This is a genomic window from Methylolobus aquaticus, from assembly GCF_054172105.1.
On sequence record NZ_JBSYXP010000001.1, the window covers coordinates 53,032 to 69,912 of the forward strand.

General features: G+C 63.2%; 14 protein-coding genes. 5 read left to right on the top strand and 9 right to left on the bottom strand.

The window, feature by feature from the left end; translation table 11 throughout:
• Positions 1–3: 3 nt before the first annotated feature.
• The 6 genes from ACW73L_RS00220 to glyQ form a co-directional block, all read right to left on the bottom strand.
• On the bottom strand, positions 4–3,243 hold the full coding sequence (locus ACW73L_RS00220; protein WP_498919284.1) for an efflux RND transporter permease subunit: 3,240 nt from the start codon (positions 3,241–3,243) through the stop codon (positions 4–6).
• A complete protein-coding gene (locus tag ACW73L_RS00225; RefSeq protein WP_498919285.1) occupies positions 3,243–4,319 on the bottom strand; it encodes an efflux RND transporter periplasmic adaptor subunit in 1,077 nt (358 codons plus the stop codon). Before ACW73L_RS00225 ends, ACW73L_RS00220 begins: the two co-directional genes overlap by 1 nt.
• Positions 4,320–4,332: 13 nt before the next feature.
• Positions 4,333–5,751 (bottom strand): TolC family protein, encoded by a 1,419-nt coding sequence (locus ACW73L_RS00230; RefSeq protein ID WP_498919287.1) that lies wholly within the window; start codon positions 5,749–5,751, stop codon positions 4,333–4,335.
• A gap of 276 nt (positions 5,752–6,027) precedes the next feature.
• Positions 6,028–6,804, bottom strand: a complete 777-nt coding sequence (locus ACW73L_RS00235) for a lysophospholipid acyltransferase family protein (RefSeq protein ID WP_498919288.1) — start codon at positions 6,802–6,804, stop codon at positions 6,028–6,030.
• A gap of 37 nt (positions 6,805–6,841) precedes the next feature.
• Positions 6,842–8,917 (bottom strand): glycine--tRNA ligase subunit beta, encoded by a 2,076-nt coding sequence (glyS, locus tag ACW73L_RS00240; protein ID WP_498919290.1) that lies wholly within the window; start codon positions 8,915–8,917, stop codon positions 6,842–6,844.
• The gene (glyQ, locus tag ACW73L_RS00245; protein WP_498919291.1) at positions 8,910–9,845 is read right to left on the bottom strand and encodes a glycine--tRNA ligase subunit alpha; all 936 of its coding nucleotides are present in this window, start codon (positions 9,843–9,845) and stop codon (positions 8,910–8,912) included. The genes glyS and glyQ overlap by 8 nt, the downstream gene beginning before the upstream one ends.
• Positions 9,846–9,991: 146 nt before the next feature.
• Here glyQ and ACW73L_RS00250 point away from each other — a divergent pair, with 146 nt between their 5' ends.
• The 3 genes from ACW73L_RS00250 (at position 9,992) to ACW73L_RS00260 (ending at position 12,634) form a co-directional block, all read left to right on the top strand.
• Positions 9,992–11,038, top strand: coding sequence for an AI-2E family transporter (locus ACW73L_RS00250; protein WP_498919293.1), 1,047 nt, complete (start codon positions 9,992–9,994; stop codon positions 11,036–11,038).
• A 63-nt stretch (positions 11,039–11,101) separates the two neighbouring features.
• Positions 11,102–11,689, top strand: a complete 588-nt coding sequence (locus ACW73L_RS00255) for a LemA family protein (protein WP_498919295.1) — start codon at positions 11,102–11,104, stop codon at positions 11,687–11,689.
• Between the two features lie 6 nt (positions 11,690–11,695).
• Positions 11,696–12,634, top strand: a complete 939-nt coding sequence (locus ACW73L_RS00260; RefSeq protein ID WP_498919297.1) for a GIDE domain-containing protein — start codon at positions 11,696–11,698, stop codon at positions 12,632–12,634.
• A 25-nt stretch (positions 12,635–12,659) separates the two neighbouring features.
• Here the strand turns inward: ACW73L_RS00260 and ACW73L_RS00265 are convergent, their stop codons facing one another.
• On the bottom strand, positions 12,660–13,079 hold the full coding sequence (locus tag ACW73L_RS00265; protein ID WP_129882941.1) for a secondary thiamine-phosphate synthase enzyme YjbQ: 420 nt from the start codon (positions 13,077–13,079) through the stop codon (positions 12,660–12,662).
• A 198-nt stretch (positions 13,080–13,277) separates the two neighbouring features.
• Between ACW73L_RS00265 and ACW73L_RS00270 the strand changes: the two genes are divergently transcribed.
• Entirely contained in the window at positions 13,278–13,610 is a 333-nt protein-coding gene (locus tag ACW73L_RS00270) for a hypothetical protein (protein WP_498919299.1), read from the top strand.
• 79 nt (positions 13,611–13,689) lie between these two features.
• Here ACW73L_RS00270 and ACW73L_RS00275 read toward each other — a convergent pair whose 3' ends face one another.
• Together ACW73L_RS00275 and ACW73L_RS00280 are read right to left on the bottom strand one after the other, a co-directional pair.
• Entirely contained in the window at positions 13,690–14,436 is a 747-nt protein-coding gene (locus tag ACW73L_RS00275; protein ID WP_498919301.1) for an ABC transporter ATP-binding protein, read from the bottom strand.
• Positions 14,433–15,176 carry an ABC transporter permease gene (locus ACW73L_RS00280; RefSeq protein ID WP_498919302.1) on the bottom strand — a complete coding sequence of 248 codons (744 nt, stop codon included), beginning with the start codon at positions 15,174–15,176 and terminating at the stop codon, positions 14,433–14,435. Before ACW73L_RS00280 ends, ACW73L_RS00275 begins: the two co-directional genes overlap by 4 nt.
• Before the next feature lie 179 nt (positions 15,177–15,355).
• Between ACW73L_RS00280 and ACW73L_RS00285 the strand changes: the two genes are divergently transcribed.
• The gene (locus ACW73L_RS00285; protein WP_498919303.1) at positions 15,356–16,873 is read left to right on the top strand and encodes a sensor histidine kinase; all 1,518 of its coding nucleotides are present in this window, start codon (positions 15,356–15,358) and stop codon (positions 16,871–16,873) included.
• Positions 16,874–16,881: the final 8 nt, after the last annotated feature.

Here is a 16,881-nt window from a genome sequence, read left to right on the forward strand (position 1 = left end):
GAATTATGCACTCGCAGCGGCCGATTTCCGATAGATCAGGTAATAGACGACCGGAACGACCAGCAGGCTGAAGGCGGTCGACGCGAAGATGCCGAAGATGAAGCTCCAGGCCAGTCCCGAGAAGATCGGGTCCAGCGTGATGACGAACGAACCGAACATGGCTGCTCCGGCGGTCAGGAAGATCGGGCGCAGGCGGGTGGCGCCCGCTTCAATCAGCGCATCGGCGAGCGGTGCGCCTTGCTCCCGCAGGCGTTCGATGAAATCGATCAGGATAATGGAGTTCCGGACGACGATGCCGGCCAGCGCGATCATGCCGATCATGCCGGTGGCCGTGAACAGGATGGGCGTGTCGTAACCGGCAACCGGTTCGGTGAAGAACACGTTGAGCGCCCAGAAGCCGGGCATGATGCCGATCACGGTCAATGGGATCGCAACCATGATGATCAAGGGCATTCCGAGCGATTCGGTCTGCGCCACTAGCAGCACGTAGATCATCAGTAGCGCCGCGCCGAACGCGAGTCCGAGATCGCGGAACACGTCGACCGTGATCTTCCATTCACCCTCGCCGGACAGATCGACGGTGTAACCCGGCGGCAGCGGCTTCGCAGTTTCGATATCCCACCAGTCGAAAACGGCCTCGACCGGGCTGCGGCCAACCATTTCGGCGATCACATAGTTCAGCCGTTTGAGATTCTTGTGGTAGATCGTGAGGTCCGCCGGCTCTTCGACGAAGTGGCCGAGCTCGCTAACCGGAACCAGTTGGCCAGAGGCGCCGCGCAGCTTAAGGCTGCTCAGCGTCGTCAGCGCCGATCGGTCGGAGCGGCTCAGGCGCAGAGTCAGGTCCATCGGTTCACGTTCATGCGGGGCATGCACGGTGCCGGCGGCGGTGCCCGCCATGCCGACCCGCAAGGTCTCTGCCACGTCGGCAACGCTGACGCCGAGCAGCGCGGCCTTGTTGCGGTCGAGGCGAAACTGCACTGTGGTCTGGGGATCGTCGACATAATCGTCCACGTCGGCGATACCCGAAATTCGCGTCACTTCGCTGCGTACCGCCTCGGTCACGCGGGCGAGATCGCGGTAGTCGGCTTCCAGCGGCCCATAGACCTCTGCCACGAAGGTCGACAGCACCGGCGGACCCGGCGGGCTTTCGACGATCTTGACGACCGCGCCATGCCGCTTGCCGATTTTCTCGATCTCCGGGCGGATCCGCAGCGCGATTTCGTGCGAGCGCTGCTCACGCTGCTCCTTAGGCAATAGGTTGATGCGGATCTCGCCGACGTGGCCGCCATGACGCAGGTAGTAGTGGCGAACCATGCCGTTGAAATCCATCGGCGAGGCGATGCCGATATAGGTTTCGTAATCGGTCACCTCGTTCAGGGTAGCCAGATAATCACCGAGATCCCGTGCCAGCGCGTCGGTATCCTCGAGCGTCGTGTTGCGGGGCAGATCGAGGACCAGTTGCAGCTCGTTCTTGTTGTCGAACGGCAGCAGCTTCAGCGGGACCAGACGCGTCACGGCGAGCAGGCTCGATGCAACCAGGGCCGCGACGATGGCCAGCAAGAACCAGCCGGAACGCGCCGGCGTCTTGATCAATCCACCCAGCGTCCGCTCGTAGAAGCGGTACACGCCGCTGGACTTGATGTCGAGGCCTTCGTCGCCATGTTTGCCATACTCGCTCTGCAGCAGGTGGTAGCTGGCCCAGGGCGTGACCGTGAAGGCCACCAGCAGCGACATCAGCATCGCGACGGGGACATTGAAGGCCATCGGGCCCATGTAGGGCCCCATCATGCCGGTGATGAAGAACATCGGCAGGAAGGACACGATTACAGTGAAGGTCGCGAAGATCGTCGGCGGTCGCACCTCATCGACGGCGGTCAGCGCGGCTTCCAGCGGCGGCTCGCGCCGCAGCTGGAAATGCCGAAAGATGTTTTCGACGTCGACGATCGGATCGTCGACCAGCAGACCCAATGACAGGATCAGCGCGAACAGCGTCACGCGGTTGATCGTGTAACCGAACAGCAGGTCGCAGAACAGCGTGATGCCCAGCGTCATCGGCACGGCCAAGGCCACGATGAACGACTCCTTGGGACCGAGCGTCAACGCCAGCAGCACGACGATCGTCGCGATGGCGATGAACAGATGCTTGACCAGTTCGTTGACCTTGTGGTTCGCCGTTTCACCGTAGTCGCGCGTGAGTGTTACGGTGACGTCCTCGGGGATCACACTCCCCTTGAGTCCTTCCATGGTCTCGATCACGTGTTCTGCGACGGTAACGGCGTTGGCCCCCTTTCGCTTGGCGATGCCCAACGTGACGGCTTGACGTTCGTCACCGACGCGCGCTTCTGTGGACTCGCCGATTTCACGGCTTTGGGCCGCTGCCTGGCCGAAGCCGATTCGTGTGTAGGATTCCGGCTCCTCCGTACCATCAATGACCTGGGCCACATCACGCACGTACACCGGGTGTCCGGAAGGACTGGCAATCACGGTTTGTGTGACCTCGTCGGCCGATACGTAGTCGCGGCCTACGTCCAGGCGCACCCGTTCACCGGCCCGGTCGAAGGTCCCCGCTTGCAGCTTGACGTTGGCGCGGCCGACGCTCCCGAGCAGGTCCAGCAAGGTCACGCCGTGCGCTGACATCTTCGCCACATCGGGATAAAGCAGCACACCGCGGGTTTCGCCGCCAGTTACGGTGATTCGGCCGGTGTCGTCGACGGCACTGAGTTTGTCGCGCAGTTCGTCCGCAAGCCGTCTTAGCGCCGCGGTGTCGTAGGTGGGGTCGGCTGAGGACAGTGTCAGCGTGACGATGGGCACATCGTCGATTTCGACCGGCTTGACCGACCAGTCGGTCACGATACGCGGGATGATGTCACGGTGCGACATCACCTTGTTCCATACCTTGACGAGGCTGTCCTCGCGGTCTTCGCCAACGTAGAACCGAACGGTCACGAGTGCCTCGCCCGCGCGCGAGGCCGAGTAGACGTACTCCACACCGTCGATCTCGCGCAGCTTCGTCTCCAGCGGCGTCGCGACGAGCTTTTCGACCTCTTCGACTGAGGCTCCCGGTGCGCGGACGAGGACGTCGGCTACCGGCACGATGATCTGGGGTTCTTCCTCGCGGGGTGTCAGAAGCAACGCCGCGACACCGAGTAGTAGCGATGCGATCAGCAGCAGCAGCGAGAGTTTGGAGGTGATGAAGAGGTGGACGATCTTCGCCGTGAAGCCGCGTTCGGCAATGTCCGCCATTACGGGTTCCTCGTTGCGATCAAGTCACCTTCCTTGAGACCGGACAGCACTTCGACCGCATCGCCGTAGTATTGTCCGGTACGCACATGGCGCAACTCGGCGCGCCCTTCCCGGACGAGGTGCACGCTTTCGATCTGCCCGACGCGCCTGACGGCGGACGCCGGGATCAGCAGGACGCGGCGCTGACCACAGGCTTGCTCGACCCAGATGAACGTCCCCGGTTTAAGCGACGAGCCGGACGGCAAGTTGGCCTTGATCAGCACCGTGTGGGTCTGCGGGTCGGCTGACGGGGCGATCTCCGATACCTCGACGGTGAGTCGTCGCGATGTGGCGCGCTCGACCAGGGTCAGCGGATTACCGACGCGCAAGCTTCCGGCGCAGCGTTCGGGAATCGGCACTTCGACCCGCAGTCGACTGGACTCGAGTATCGTCAGAATCGGCGTCCCGGGGAGCGCGGTATCGCCCGGATCGCGGTGCCGCTGCTGAACCACGCCGTCGAATGGGGCGCGCAGAGCCGTTTCCGAGAACAGGGTTTCGATTTCCCGGACGCCACTTTCGGCCTCGCGCACGCGGGCATCGCCGGCCTTGGTAGCGGCCAGGGCGGCGTCGAAGGACTGGCGGGTGGCGGCTTCCTTGCGGAACAGAGCCTCGGTGCGCTGCGCATCGGCCCGATAGCGGGTCGCTTCAGCCTGCGCCGCCATCAGCGCCGAGCGTGCCTGCTCGAGTTTGGCCTTCAAGCTGCGATCGTCCAGAGTCACGAGGAGGTCGCCGCGGCTGACCCGGTCACCGGCGCGGACCTGGATTGTCTCGATACGCGCGGCGATCTTCGGTGACAACTGGGCCTCTGTGCGTGCGCTCACCGTTCCAGGCCAGGAAGCCACTTCGCCGATGTCCTGGAGGCGAGCCGCGGTGGTCACGGTGGGAACGCCGCTGCTGGCCGGCACGGAGGCCTCGCCGGGAGGGACCTTGTCCCGGAATCCCCCTTCGAGCCAAACGAGCAGCAGGATCAGCGCCGCGACGGAAAGCGTGCCGTAAATCAGTGTGCGTCGGCCTGTGCCGTCTGAATGTTCGCTCATGGATCCCCTTGCCTCAACGCCAGTAGCCTGCCGCTTTTTTCAGGTTCGCTTCGGTGACGTAGGCCTGGTAGCGTGCGGCCAGGGAACGGGCCTGGGCGCCGGCCCGATCCGCTTCCGCTTCGAGATAGCGGGTGACCGTCGTGGTGCCGCCCCGGTATTGTTCATGCACCAGCCGCAGGGCTTCTTCGGCTGCTGCGACCGCGGCACGCGTGACCCTCAGACGCTCCATCGCATCCTTGATCCGGGTGTGCGCATCGCGCACTTCCTTCTCGATTTCCAAGCGGTTCTGTTCGCGCTGGGCTTCGGCCTCCGCGACGCGGCGCTCAGCAGCGGAAACCTTCGCAGTCGTTTCTCCGCCCGTGAACAGATCGAGTTCGGCGCTGATGCCGATACTGGTATTTTGTTTGGCCGTGGAAAAGCCGGGTGACCGCAAGTTCTGCCCGTATGCGGCGTAGGCATTCACGCGCGGTAGGTGAGCCCCGCGTTCGGCCTGCAGTTCGGAAACCCGCATTTGTACGAGCCGGTCGGCGGCCTGCAGTTCGGGGCGCCGAGCGTGAGCTTCCTCCAGCACCTTGGCGAGGTCAACGACACCGGTGGCGGGCTCCGGACCCTCGGTGTCCGCAATCGCAAGAGGCTTGCCGTCGTTGCCACCGAGCAGCGCCATCAGGCCCGATCGGGCCAATTCGACGGCATTCAGGGCCTGCACTTCGGACTCGCGGGCCTCGGCAAGGCGCACCTCGAGCGAAAGCACGTCGGATTTCAGACCGGTTCCTTCTGCATGGCGTGCACGCGCCTGCAGCAACTCACTGGTCACGGCTTCGAGCGAACGCTGCGCAACTTCCACCTGGCGCGGCGCTATCGCCAGGGCGTAGTAGGCTGAGGTAACCGCCGCGGCTAAATGATTGTGGAGCGCAGACTGCTCCAGTTCGGTCTGTTCGACGCCGAGTTCCGCGGCCTTGCGCTTGTAGAAGTCCTGCCCGCCCCGGAACAGCGACCAGACGCCGACGACCTCCGGCCGGAAGTTCTCGACCCATCCCGGATCGTTGATGTTCAGGGACTCGTTGAAACGCCGCTGCGAGACGATGTAGAAGAATGCCTCGGCCGGGTTGTCCGTGTAGTTGTACGCGACTCGTGCCGATACACGCGGATAGAATGCGGCGACCGATTGTTCTACCTTCGCCTGGGCTTCGCCATAGCGCTCGGCCGCGGCGCGCAGGCTGGGGTTGCGCTCGAAGGCCAGGTCGATGGCCTGTTGTAGCGTTAGACCTTGGCTGCCGACAGTCGGCTTTTTGTGTAGCGTTTCGGCTTCCGGCGCGGCCAGCGCGAGCGGTTTGCGGGCTTCTCGCGCGGCCTTGGCCGGGGGCATGGCGATCGCCAGGATCGCAATGACGCAGGCGGCCACGCGCGCCGGACGAAAATTCGCGCCGTTCATGAAGCGGTTTGGTTTTCCTTGTTGTGGACCAGCACTCGCGACCCGGCGAACTATACCACGCCCGACTCAGGCGTCGTGGCCTCCCTCTGCGCACTGCGGATCCTCGAGTACTGAGCGAATGTTAGAAAATGCTGATGTTTTTGGCAAGGTTCACGGGCTGCGGGAGCGTAGCGGTCGCGTTGGGTAGTCGGTGATGCCGGTGCAGAAGACCGGAGCTGGACCGTCGGTGGTGCCTTATGCAGCCAGCGCGGGTGATGTCGGCTGAGGAGCCGGAGGCTATGAGTCCTGAGCCGACGGGGCGGGGGGGCGGGTCAGGGTGATCTCGTCCATCGTTGCCTCGATCCACGTCTCGACGCGTTCATTGATCTCGGCTGCCGTCAGCGTCGTGGGGTCGATCGGCGGCCCGATACGCACGGATATCGTGCCGGGACGCTTCAGGAAACCGTGCCGGGGCCAGAACTCGCCGGCGTTGTGGGCCACCGGGATGACGGGGTACCCGGACCTTTTCGCCAGGGTTCCGCCACTGGCGCCGTAGCGTCCCTTCGTACCGGGTGCGACGCGGGTTCCCTCGGGGAACAGAATCAGCCAGCGGCCTTTCCTGAGACGCGCTTCGCCGTCGCGGAGGATCTGCTTGATGGCCGCCGTTCTGGCCGAACGGTCGATCGCGATGGGTTCCAGGGAGGCCATCGCCCAACCCCAGAACGGCAGGCGCAGCAACTCCTTTTTCAGAATGAAGCAGACGGGGCGGAAGACGGTCTGCAACCCGATTGTTTCCCAGGTCGACTGATGCTTCGACAAGACGATGCAGTTGGTCGCTGGGATGTGCTCCTGTCCCTCGACCTCGAAGCCAAGCTTGCAGATCTTCTGCAAAGACCAAAGAACGAAGCGCACCCACTGACTTGCGACCCGATACCGCGTCGCGAAGCCGAGTGGGTAGACGATCACCGTCAGCAGTCCGATCAGAATGCCCGAGGTCGCCATGGTCACGAAGAACAGGCTCGAGCGCAGGTAGAGTCCGAGCGCGTTGGGCAAGGGACCGTCGGATCGGGTCATGACGAAAGCGAACGAACTGCGCCGGGATGCCGGAGAGTTACGGCTGTAGCCGGCCGATATCGGCGATATTCAGAAACAGGCGTTCGACCAGCGCGAGCAGCCCTAGCCGGTTGCGCCGAATTGCCGCGTCGTCGGCCATGACGAGGACGTCGTCGAAAAACCGGTCTACGGGGTCCCTTAGTTCGGCCAGGCGCGCCAGAGCCGGTCCGTAATCGCCGCGCTGCAGCAGCGGCAGGACGTCTTCCTGAGCTCGCCGCGCGGCGGCAAAAAGCTCGCTCTCGGCGCCCGCGACAAGCAGGTCAGGGTCAACGTTGGCGACGATTTCGGCGTCGGCTTTTCGCAGCAGATTCCGGATCCGCTTGTTGGCAGCGGCCAAGCTCTCGGCCGCCGGCAACCGGCGGAAATCCGCCACGGCGCGCAGCCGCCGCTCGGCGTCCAGTGGCCGCGAGAGGCCGAGGCTGAGTACGGCGTCGATCTCGTCAGGGCGCCATTTCTGTTCGAGAAAGTGCCCGCGTAATCGTTCGGTGACGAATTCGATCACCGCTGCGGCGGTCTTGCCGGCGTCGAAGGGGTGGGAATACAGACCGAGCGCCTGATCGACGAGTTGCGGTACGTCGAGATCGAGCTGGCGTTCGATGATGATACGTAGGGTGCCCAGCGCGGCCCGGCGCAGGCCATAGGGATCCCGATCGCCGGAAGGCAGCAGTCCGACGCTGAAAATGCCCGCCAGCGTATCGATCTTGTCGGCGACCGCCAGGATCCGTCCGGCACTCGTGTCAGGCAGGGGACCGCCCGACTGGCGCGGCCGGTAATGCTCCTCGATAGCCGCGGCCACCTCATCCGGCTCGCCCTCGGCCAGGGCATAGTAGCGGCCCATGATGCCCTGCAGGTTCGGGAACTCGCCGACCATCTCGGTTAGCAGATCGGCCTTGGCGAGCCGGGCAGCTCGCAGGGCGAGGGCGGCGTCGTGACCGGTGGCGGCGGCGATCGATTCCACCAGACGCTGCAGGCGCTCGCTCTTGGCCAGCAGGGAACCGAGCTTGGCCTGAAAAGTGACCGCGCCAAGGTCCGCGACGCGGCTATCCAGCGTCCGCCGACGATCCTGCTTCCAGAAGAATTCCGCGTCGGCGAGCCGGGGCGTCACGACGCGCTCGTTACCGGCGCTGACGGTTGCCGGCTGGCGACTCTCGAGATTGCTGAAGGTCACGAAGTAGGGCAGCAGCGCGCCACTGGCATTCTTGATCGGAAAATACTTTTGGTTGCCTTGCAGCGTCGTGATCAGGACTTCGGCAGGGAGTTCCAGGAAGCGGGGATCGAAGCGACCGATGACCGGTACCGGCCATTCGACCAGCGCCGCGACCTCGTCCACCAGATCGGCATCGAGATGCGGCGTGCCGCCGACTGACACGGTCAGCTCGTTTGCCCGCTGGCGAATAGCGGCCGTGCGGTCGTCGAAGCGTGCGATGACTTTGCCCTTGCGTTCGAGCGCGTCGGCATAATCCGCCGGCGCGGAGAGTTCGAAAGGCTCAGGGCAGTGAAAGCGGTGTCCACGCGTGGTCCGACCGGTTTGGACGCCGAGAACGATGGCGTCGACGACGTCGGATCCGAACAGCAGGACCGCCCAATGCACGGGCCGGACGAACTCCGTGTCGCCGGAGCCCCAGCGCATGCGCTTGGCGATTGGCAGGTTGGCGAGGGCTTGATTGATCAGATCTGGCAGTAAGCTGCTTGTTTCGGCGCCGCTGACCGATTGTCGGAAGCCCAGCCATTCCCCTTTGTCGCCGGCGATCACGATCAGATCGTCGACGTTGACGCCGCAACTGCGGGCGAAACCTTCCGCGGCCTTGGTCGGGCTGCCGTCCGCCTGACGCGCGGCGCTCAGTGCCGGGCCGCGGCGTTCGATGACGCGGTCCCCCTGGACCGTGGCGAGACTTTCGACCAGCACGGCCAGCCGGCGCGGCGTCGCGAAGCCCCGCACCATGCCGTGTTCGAGGCCCGCCGCCGCAAGCCCCGCGGTCACATTCCCGGTGAGCGTCTCCGAGAGTACGCGCAGCGATTTGGGCGGCAGTTCCTCGGTACCCAGTTCGAACAGCAGATCGCGATGCTCAGACATAGGCCGTCTCCCCGGAAGCGTTCAACAGCGGGAAGCCGAGTCGCTCGCGTCCGGCGTAGTAGCATTCAGCCACCGCACGCGCCAGCTCACGCACCCGGAGGATATAGCTCTGGCGTTCCGTGACGGAAATCGCGCGGCGGGCATCGAGGAGGTTAAACGTATGCGATGCCTTCAAGACCATCTCGTACGCCGGCAGCGAGAGGGCGCGTTCGACCAGACGCCGGCATTGCGCTTCGTAGTGGTCGAAGGAGCGGAACAAACCTTCCGTGTCGGCGAGTTCGAAGTTAAAGGCCGACATTTCCACCTCGTTCTGGTGATAAACGTCACCGTAGGTCACCCGGCCGTGCGGGCCGCGTGTCCAGGTCAGGTCGAATACGCTCTGCACTCCCTGTAGATACATCGCGATCCGCTCGATGCCATAGGTGATTTCCCCGGATACGGGGCGGCAGTCGATGCCGCCGACCTGCTGAAAATACGTGAACTGCGTAACTTCCATGCCGTTCAACCACACTTCCCAGCCCAGTCCCCATGCGCCGAGTGTGGGTGACTCCCAGTTGTCCTCGACGAAACGGATGTCGTGCTCGAGCAGATCCAGCCCGAGAAAGCGCAGCGAGTCCAGGTAGAGATCCTGGATGTTGTCGGGGGAGGGCTTCAGCAGTACCTGAAACTGATAGTAGTGCTGCAGCCGGTTCGGGTTGTCGCCGTAGCGGCCGTCAGTGGGGCGGCGGGAAGGCTGGACATAGGCCGTGTTCCAGGGTTCGGGCCCCAGCGCGCGCAGGAAGGTGGCCGGGTGGAATGTACCGGCGCCCACTTCCATGTCGAGCGGTTGCAGAATCACGCAGCCGTTGGCTGCCCAGAATTGTTGCAGGCCGAGAATCAGTCCCTGGAAGGTCGAAACATCGGGGGCCTGCGAAATGGAATTCGCCACTACAGCCTCGATCGGTGCTTTTGATGGGCCGCGATTATAGCCGATAATCGCGCCCTCTCCCGGCGCCGGCAGCGAGCCGCGTTATTCTGGACGCTGCAAGTGGCCCGTTGCTCGGTCTCGGAATCGCCCTACCATTCACGACCTTTATGAATCGCACTTTTCGCCTGATTACAGTCGGGTTGCTGTTGAGCGGCCTCCTGGCTCTCACCTATGTCGTCATCCGCCCCTTCATCCTGCCGGTCGCCTGGGCTGTCATCATTTCGTACGTTGCCTGGCCGTTCTATCGCTGGATCAGGCAGGCCGTGACCCGGCAGCGGACGGCCGCCGCGCTGCTGACGACGGTTGCCCTGGCCTCGATACTGCTCGCTCCCTTCATCTGGCTGACCGTGCTGCTGCAGCATGAACTCGTGGACCTGGTCGGAGTGCTGCCAGAGTGGCTGGAGCAGAAGCCGGTGGTACCGCCCTTCGTTTCCCGCCTGCCCTATATCGGCAATCAGTTGACGGCGCTGTTCGAGCCTTTCGACGACCTGCGCGGTTTGCTGAAGGAACACGGGATTCCTTGGCTCAAGCGTCTGGGTACGCCCGCACTCGGGGTCATGACAGACATCGGCCAGAATGCGCTCGTCCTGATATTGACCCTGTTCACGATGTTTTTTCTGTTCCGGGACGGTGCGGTCGTCGTTGAGCAGGTCCGGGCCGTGTTCGATCCGGTGCTCGGGGAACGGACGAAGGGTTACCTGCATACGATCGAAACGACGGTCAAGGCCGTCGTCTACGGCATCGTTCTGACCGCCTTGGCGCAAGGTGCCATTGCCGGTATCGGGTATTGGCTGGTCGGCGTCAAGGCGCCGATCCTGTTAGCGATCATCACGACCTTGTTTGCGATGATTCCCTTCGGAACGCCTTTCGTGTGGGTCGCCGCCAGTGCTTGGTTGCTGATCCATGGCGAGACATGGGCAGGGATTTCGCTGTTGCTATGGGGCGCGCTGGTCGTCAGTTGGGTTGACAACATCATTCGCCCGCTGGTGATCAGCAGTTCGACGAGGATTCCCTTCGTGCTGGTGATGTTCGGGGTGCTGGGCGGACTCGCTGCGTTCGGGTTCATCGGGCTGTTCACGGGTCCGGTCATTCTGGCGATGGCGCTCGCCGTCTGGCGCGAATGGCTGCAGGCACACCATGTGCCCACAGGCTGACTCGCCCCGCGGCTCCGGTCCTATACTGCTGACCAGGTAGCGTCGGCGTGAGGGTTCATCGCCATGTTCAGTCTCGTTGTCTTCGGAGGCGCATTCGTACTCCTACTCTTTGCGGCGGTCGTCGCGGCCTATCTCGTGCTGATCTTCAACCGATTGGTCCGTCTGAAGCACGAGGCCTTGAAGGCGTGGTCGAACATCGACGTGCTGATTCGGCAGCGTCATGACGAGATCCCGAAGCTGGTCGAAAGTTGCAAGCAATACATGACGCACGAGCGGGCCGCGCTGGTCGAAGTGCTCCGCGCGCGCCGGGCAGTGGCGGAGGCGAGCGACGCGCGCGACATGGCCCGCCTCGGAGCCGCCGAGGCACAGCTGCGGCAGGGCCTGTCCAGCGTTTTTGCCGCCGTCGAGGCCTATCCGGTACTGCAGGCCGACGAGTCGTTCCGTCGCCTGGAGACGCGGATCGTGGATCTGGAGAACGCGATTGCGGATCGCCGGGAGTTCTTCAACGACTGCGTCAATAGCAACAACATCCGTCTGGAGCAGTTTCCCGACCTGATCATCGCCCGTGTTTTCGGTTTCGAGCCCATGGAACTGCTGAGTTTCGACGCTGACGATCTCGCCGACGTCGATCTGCGCCAACTCTTCGCCTGATCCGCCGTGTCCATCGCAGGGTGGATCAGAGCTAGCGATCCGCACCAATTCTGGCTCGCCTTCGGCGTATTGGCCATCGTGGCATTGGCCAGCCTGGTCCACCTGTTCAGGTCGATACACCGGTCACGTCTGCTATCCGACACACCCACTTCTCGGATTCGCTCAGCAGCTCAGGGTTACGTTGAACTGGAAGGTGTGGTGCGGATGCTTGCGGGCGAACCCATCATCGCGCCACTCAGTGGTCTGCCCTGTGTCTGGTACCGCTACTCCGTTGAAAAGACGGCACGCGACCCCGATCAGGACGGATTGTTTGAGGGCGCCGAGCCGATCGAACAGGGTATCAGCGACGGGCTCTTCGGGCTTGACGACGGCACTGCGCTATGTGTCGTCGATCCCGACAGCGCCGAGGTTTACGCGGAGCGCGAAGACTATTGGCGCGGCCGCTATCGCCGGCCGGGCGGGCTCGCTCCGGATTCACCGCGGCTGCGGCATGTCGGTAACCGGGGCGTCTATCGTTATCGGGAAGCGCGTATCCAGGCCGGCCAGCGGTTGTGGGCGGCTGGACACTTCCGGACGGTGCAAGGCGGCGGGTTTCTCGATGCGAATCTACAGGTCTCGCGATTGCTGTCGGCATGGAAGAAGGACCAGCCGGCGTTGTTGCGCCGTTTCGACGGCAACCACGATGGCGCGATCGACCTGAACGAGTGGGATGCGGCGCAGCAGGCGGCCGAGACGGCCGTCAGCGAGAGTGCGACGGACGATGACGCGCCGCGCGATGTGTACGTGCTGGACTGCCCTGCAGATGGCCATCCCTTCCTCCTGTCCTGCCGTCCGTTTCCCCGCCTGACTGCCGACTATTCCCGCCATGCGCTTGCCAGCGCCGTAGGTTTGCTCCTGTCGTCCCTGGCGCTGGTCACCGCGCTCGTCATCCGGTTCGCCGGCTGAGGGGCCACCTTGCCGGCCGTGCCCCTTACTCGCCGATGATCTTGACCAGCGCGCGTTTTCTGCGGCGACCGTCGAATTCGCCATAAAAGATCTGTTCCCACGGTCCGAAGTCGAGGCGACCCTCCGTGATCGCGACGACGACCTCGCGTCCCATTACCTGCCGCTTCATGTGCGCATCGGCGTTGTCCTCGCCGGTGTCGTTGTGGCGGTATTGGCGAATCGGTTCGTGCGGCGCCAGGCGCTCGAGCCACACCGAGTAGTCATGATGCAAGCCCCGTTCGTCGTCGTTGATGAAGACACTGGCGGTAATGTGCATGGCATTGACGAGTACCAAGCCCTCGCGCACGCCGCTTTCGGCGAGGCACGCCTCGATCTCGGGGGTGATGTTGACGAAACCCATGCGGGTTGGCACAGTGAACCACAATTCCTTACGGTAACTTTTCATGGTTGCTCCGACGGACGCTGAGAAGGCTTTGAAGTTGGCTTTGGCGTGTGGTCGCCGCACCGGCGCGGCGCAGCCAGAGCGTTTCGAAATGATAGCCTCGAAGTCTGGTCGAGGTCACACAGGAGCCCGGCTCGCCGGCTCGGGAAAGCCGATGACGACGCATTGTTTCGGACGATTCTGCAGCGAGGTCTCACGTCGATGATCGGCAGCCATGTCCCGCGTGCCGACAGGTCGGTGATGGTGCGGTGCACGGTGGCGGGTGCTGGTATCGCGCTGTCGACGCTGGCGGCCTGCACCACCCCACCCGTGCGCGACATCGGCGAAACTCCGGCCAGCTTCCACGATACGCGCCTGCAGTACGCCTTGGTAACGGACGACCGGAAGACCCTGCATAGCGAATTCGCGATGCAGACCACGCCGACGACAGCGGAGCGCGTCGTCGCGGGTTTGGTGTTGCCCGTCACGGCCGCGGCGGAGACGGTATTCTGGCCGGTGTCCGCGTCGTTCCGAGCCTATTACGAAAGCTACTGACCTGGCTTCAGGCCGAATACGGCGACCGCCCCTGCGTGCGCCGGCTGAGCGGATCCATTGCAGGATTACCTATCCTACCTCAGACCAGCCGGGCCACGTCGGGATGGTCCGCTGTCAGGCGTTTCCGGAACGCTTCGATGGCAGACTCCCGGCCGCGATCATCGCGCGGTAGGTCGACTTGGACCTCTGCCACGACGCGTGCCGGCGGCGCGCACAGGAATGCCAGCCGGTCGGCCAGAGCGATTGCCTCGCGGAGATCATGCGTGACGAACAACACGGTGTGGGGCCGCTCGTGCCAAACTCGTACCAGTTGTTCGCGGATCCGGCGCGCGATGGGCGCGTCCAGCGACACGAAGGGCTCGTCCATGATGAGGAGTGTCGGTTTGATCGCGAACGCGCGAACCAGGGCGACGCGCCGGCTCATGCCGAGCGAGAGGCGCTCCGGGTACTGATGCTGAAATGCCGAAAGCTCCATGACATCGAGCAGATGATCGACCAGATCGGTATCGGCATCCTCGGCCGGAAGCGCGAGTTCGATGTTCTGCCTTACCGTACGCCAAGGCAACAGCCGCGGTTCCTGGAAAACGTGACCGACGCGATGTGGCTCGGTGCTGTCGCCGAACTCCACTGATCCTTCGAAGCTGCAGTCGAGACCGGCGACGATGTTGAGCAGCGTGCTCTTGCCGCATCCGGAAGGTCCCACCAGGCAGACGAACTCGCCTGCATCCAGCGTTAAGGAGAGCCCGGCAAGCACGGTCAGCGGCATGCCATTGGCGCTTGCCGGGAAAGTTTTGCGGGAAACCTCGATCCGCACTTGAGTGGTCATCGGCGCCAGCGTCTGGAACGAAGGTCCAGCGGCTTGAATACGAAAAATTCGACCGTCTGCACGACGATCACGAAGGCGAAGGTATAGGCGAGAATGGCCGAAACGTCGAACATTTGAAAAAACAGCTGCAGTTGGTAGCCCATTCCGTTGCTGCGTCCCAACAGTTCGACGACCAGGATGATCTTCCAGATCAGAGCGAGGCCCGTGCGTGAGGCGGCCATTATGAACGGCAGCAATTGGGGCCAGATTACGTGGCGCAGGGTCTTCCAGCGTCCAAAGCGGTACGCCCGAGCCATCTCCAGCAGGTCCGTATCGAGTGCCCGAGTTCCTTCGCGCAGGGTCACGACGACGCTCGGAACCTTGTTGATGACCACGGCCGTTATGGCTGCCGCCTCGCTCAGCCCCAACCACACGTAACACAGGATGATCGTCACGAGTGCCGGAATATTCAGGAACAGCGTCAACCAGACATCAAAAAAGCGGTCGAGATGCCGGTACCGGCCCAGCATCACGCCGAGCGTGCCGCCGATGGTCATGGCGAGCACAAAACTGACTGCCAGCCGGGCCATCGTAATACCCAGATGGTACAGTAGCGCTCCTTCTGCCACTTCGACGACGAATACCTTGAGCACCTGCACCGGCGTAGGCAGCAGTGGGGAAGTGGCCCATAGCGCGGCGGCGTGCCATGACGCCACGAGCAGCACGAGGGCGGCGAACGGGTACCAGCGTTCAGGCCTCATATCGAGCGATGCAATGAATAAGTCCCGGTCAGTCTGAGGGTGAAAGCCATGGCGGCGAATTGTAACGCGCCGGCGGCACGGCGAAGGACTTCCGTCCCCGGTTCAACAGCCGGCATTCCTGACCGTCCCCTCGGACATTCAGCAGGAGAGCCGTGTTCCCGGTAAGCGCGTTCATCGCGATGTCACTTTCAACCACGCTGGTCTCCCGGTTCTCGCTGCGAAGCCTGGTGATTGCGGGCTTTGCGTTGAGTGTGCTGCCCAGTGTGCTGGCGGTCGCCTTCAGCTTTGCGGCGCTGGAGGAATTCGCCCGCTATTCCAAGCGCACGGCGTATCGGGTGGCGGAGATCTCGCAAAAGACGCAGGTCCTGCGCGAACGCCTGCTAGCCAATGAGCGCAAGGTCAAGCAGTTCCTGGTACTGAAGGAGCCGGCGCTGGAAGAGGCCTCCTGGGTGACCCATCGACAGGTCAATCAGATCATCTCCCAGTTGGTCACACAGACGGATGACCCCGGGCTGCATGTTCAGTTGCAGTCGCTGCGAAATCTCAGCGAGACCCTGTTTCGCGAGGTGAATCGTTTGGCCTCGCTGCCGGGAACCGGTAATGCGTCGCTGGCGCCGGAGCGTGAGGCGGCGGCAGTCAAAGCCGCTAGGCCGGCACTGAATCAGCTCCCGGACGCGCTGTTCGACAAAATGAACGAACTCGGGGAAGAGATTGGCCTGACGGCGGCTGCATCCATCGACCGGATGGTCGCTGAACTCGAACTCGAAGCGTCGGACGTACAGAACGGCATACTTCTAACGACGGGAATCCTGGTCCCCGTTTCGCTGCTGGTCATTGCGGTCTTTATCCATCTGATCACCCATCCCGTGCGACAGTTCGACCGTGCCATCCGGCAACTGGGGATCGGCAACCTGCAGGACACGATCAGCGTTTCCGGACCCAGCGACCTTCGTTACCTCGGCCAGCGTCTGGAGTGGCTGCGCGATCAGTTGACGACGCTGGAGTGGGCGAAACAGCAGTTCGTCCGAAATGTTTCGCATGAACTCAAGACACCGCTCGCGAACATTCATGAGGGTGCCACCCTGCTGGCTGACCAGATCGTCGGGGAAATCAACTCGGAGCAGCGGGGCATCATTGAAATCATGCTGAGCAACACCAGCCGGCTCGAGCATCTGATCAGCGAATTGATCCACTACGGTTCCGCCAGCGCATCCCGGGAGGGTGTCAAGTTCCAGCGTGTGGATATGCGGGAGTTGGTTCGCGCCGTGGTGCGCGACTATGAACTGCGGCTGCGGGCGAAATCGGTCAGTCTGGTTCAGCGCCTGAGCCCCGTGGTGATGTCCGGCAATCGTGCCCAGTTGCGCCTCGTCGTTGATAACTTGTTATCAAATGCGGTTAAATACGTGAAGGACTGTGGAACGATAGACATTCTGCTGGCCGAGCGGGATGGCTATCTCCACTTGGAAATCCGCGACGACGGTCCGGGGGTCAGGCCCGATGAGAGAGGCTTGATTTTCGAGCCGTTCTATCGGTCATCATCGGGACGCGATGCCGGGGTCAAGGGCAGCGGGCTCGGACTGGCAATTGTCCGCGAGTGCGTGGCCAGCCATCAAGGGAAGATCGACGTTTCCGATGCTGAATCCGGCCAATCCGGCGCGGTCTTCCGCGTGCGGATGCCGATCGATCCGCAGGTATGATTTGAGCG

Coding starts and splice junctions, on each gene's coding strand:
- ACW73L_RS00230 (WP_498919287.1), bottom strand. CDS start 5,751: ATGAACGGCGCGAATTTTCGTCCGGCGCGCGTGGCCGCCTGCGTCATT.
- glyS (WP_498919290.1), bottom strand. CDS start 8,917: ATGTCTGAGCATCGCGATCTGCTGTTCGAACTGGGTACCGAGGAACTG.
- ACW73L_RS00255 (WP_498919295.1), top strand. CDS start 11,102: ATGTTCAGTCTCGTTGTCTTCGGAGGCGCATTCGTACTCCTACTCTTT.
- ACW73L_RS00220 (WP_498919284.1), bottom strand. CDS start 3,243: ATGGCGGACATTGCCGAACGCGGCTTCACGGCGAAGATCGTCCACCTC.
- ACW73L_RS00270 (WP_498919299.1), top strand. CDS start 13,278: ATGATCGGCAGCCATGTCCCGCGTGCCGACAGGTCGGTGATGGTGCGG.
- ACW73L_RS00225 (WP_498919285.1), bottom strand. CDS start 4,319: ATGAGCGAACATTCAGACGGCACAGGCCGACGCACACTGATTTACGGC.
- ACW73L_RS00280 (WP_498919302.1), bottom strand. CDS start 15,176: ATGAGGCCTGAACGCTGGTACCCGTTCGCCGCCCTCGTGCTGCTCGTG.
- ACW73L_RS00265 (WP_129882941.1), bottom strand. CDS start 13,079: ATGAAAAGTTACCGTAAGGAATTGTGGTTCACTGTGCCAACCCGCATG.
- ACW73L_RS00285 (WP_498919303.1), top strand. CDS start 15,356: ATGTCACTTTCAACCACGCTGGTCTCCCGGTTCTCGCTGCGAAGCCTG.
- ACW73L_RS00235 (WP_498919288.1), bottom strand. CDS start 6,804: ATGACCCGATCCGACGGTCCCTTGCCCAACGCGCTCGGACTCTACCTG.
- ACW73L_RS00275 (WP_498919301.1), bottom strand. CDS start 14,436: ATGACCACTCAAGTGCGGATCGAGGTTTCCCGCAAAACTTTCCCGGCA.
- ACW73L_RS00250 (WP_498919293.1), top strand. CDS start 9,992: ATGAATCGCACTTTTCGCCTGATTACAGTCGGGTTGCTGTTGAGCGGC.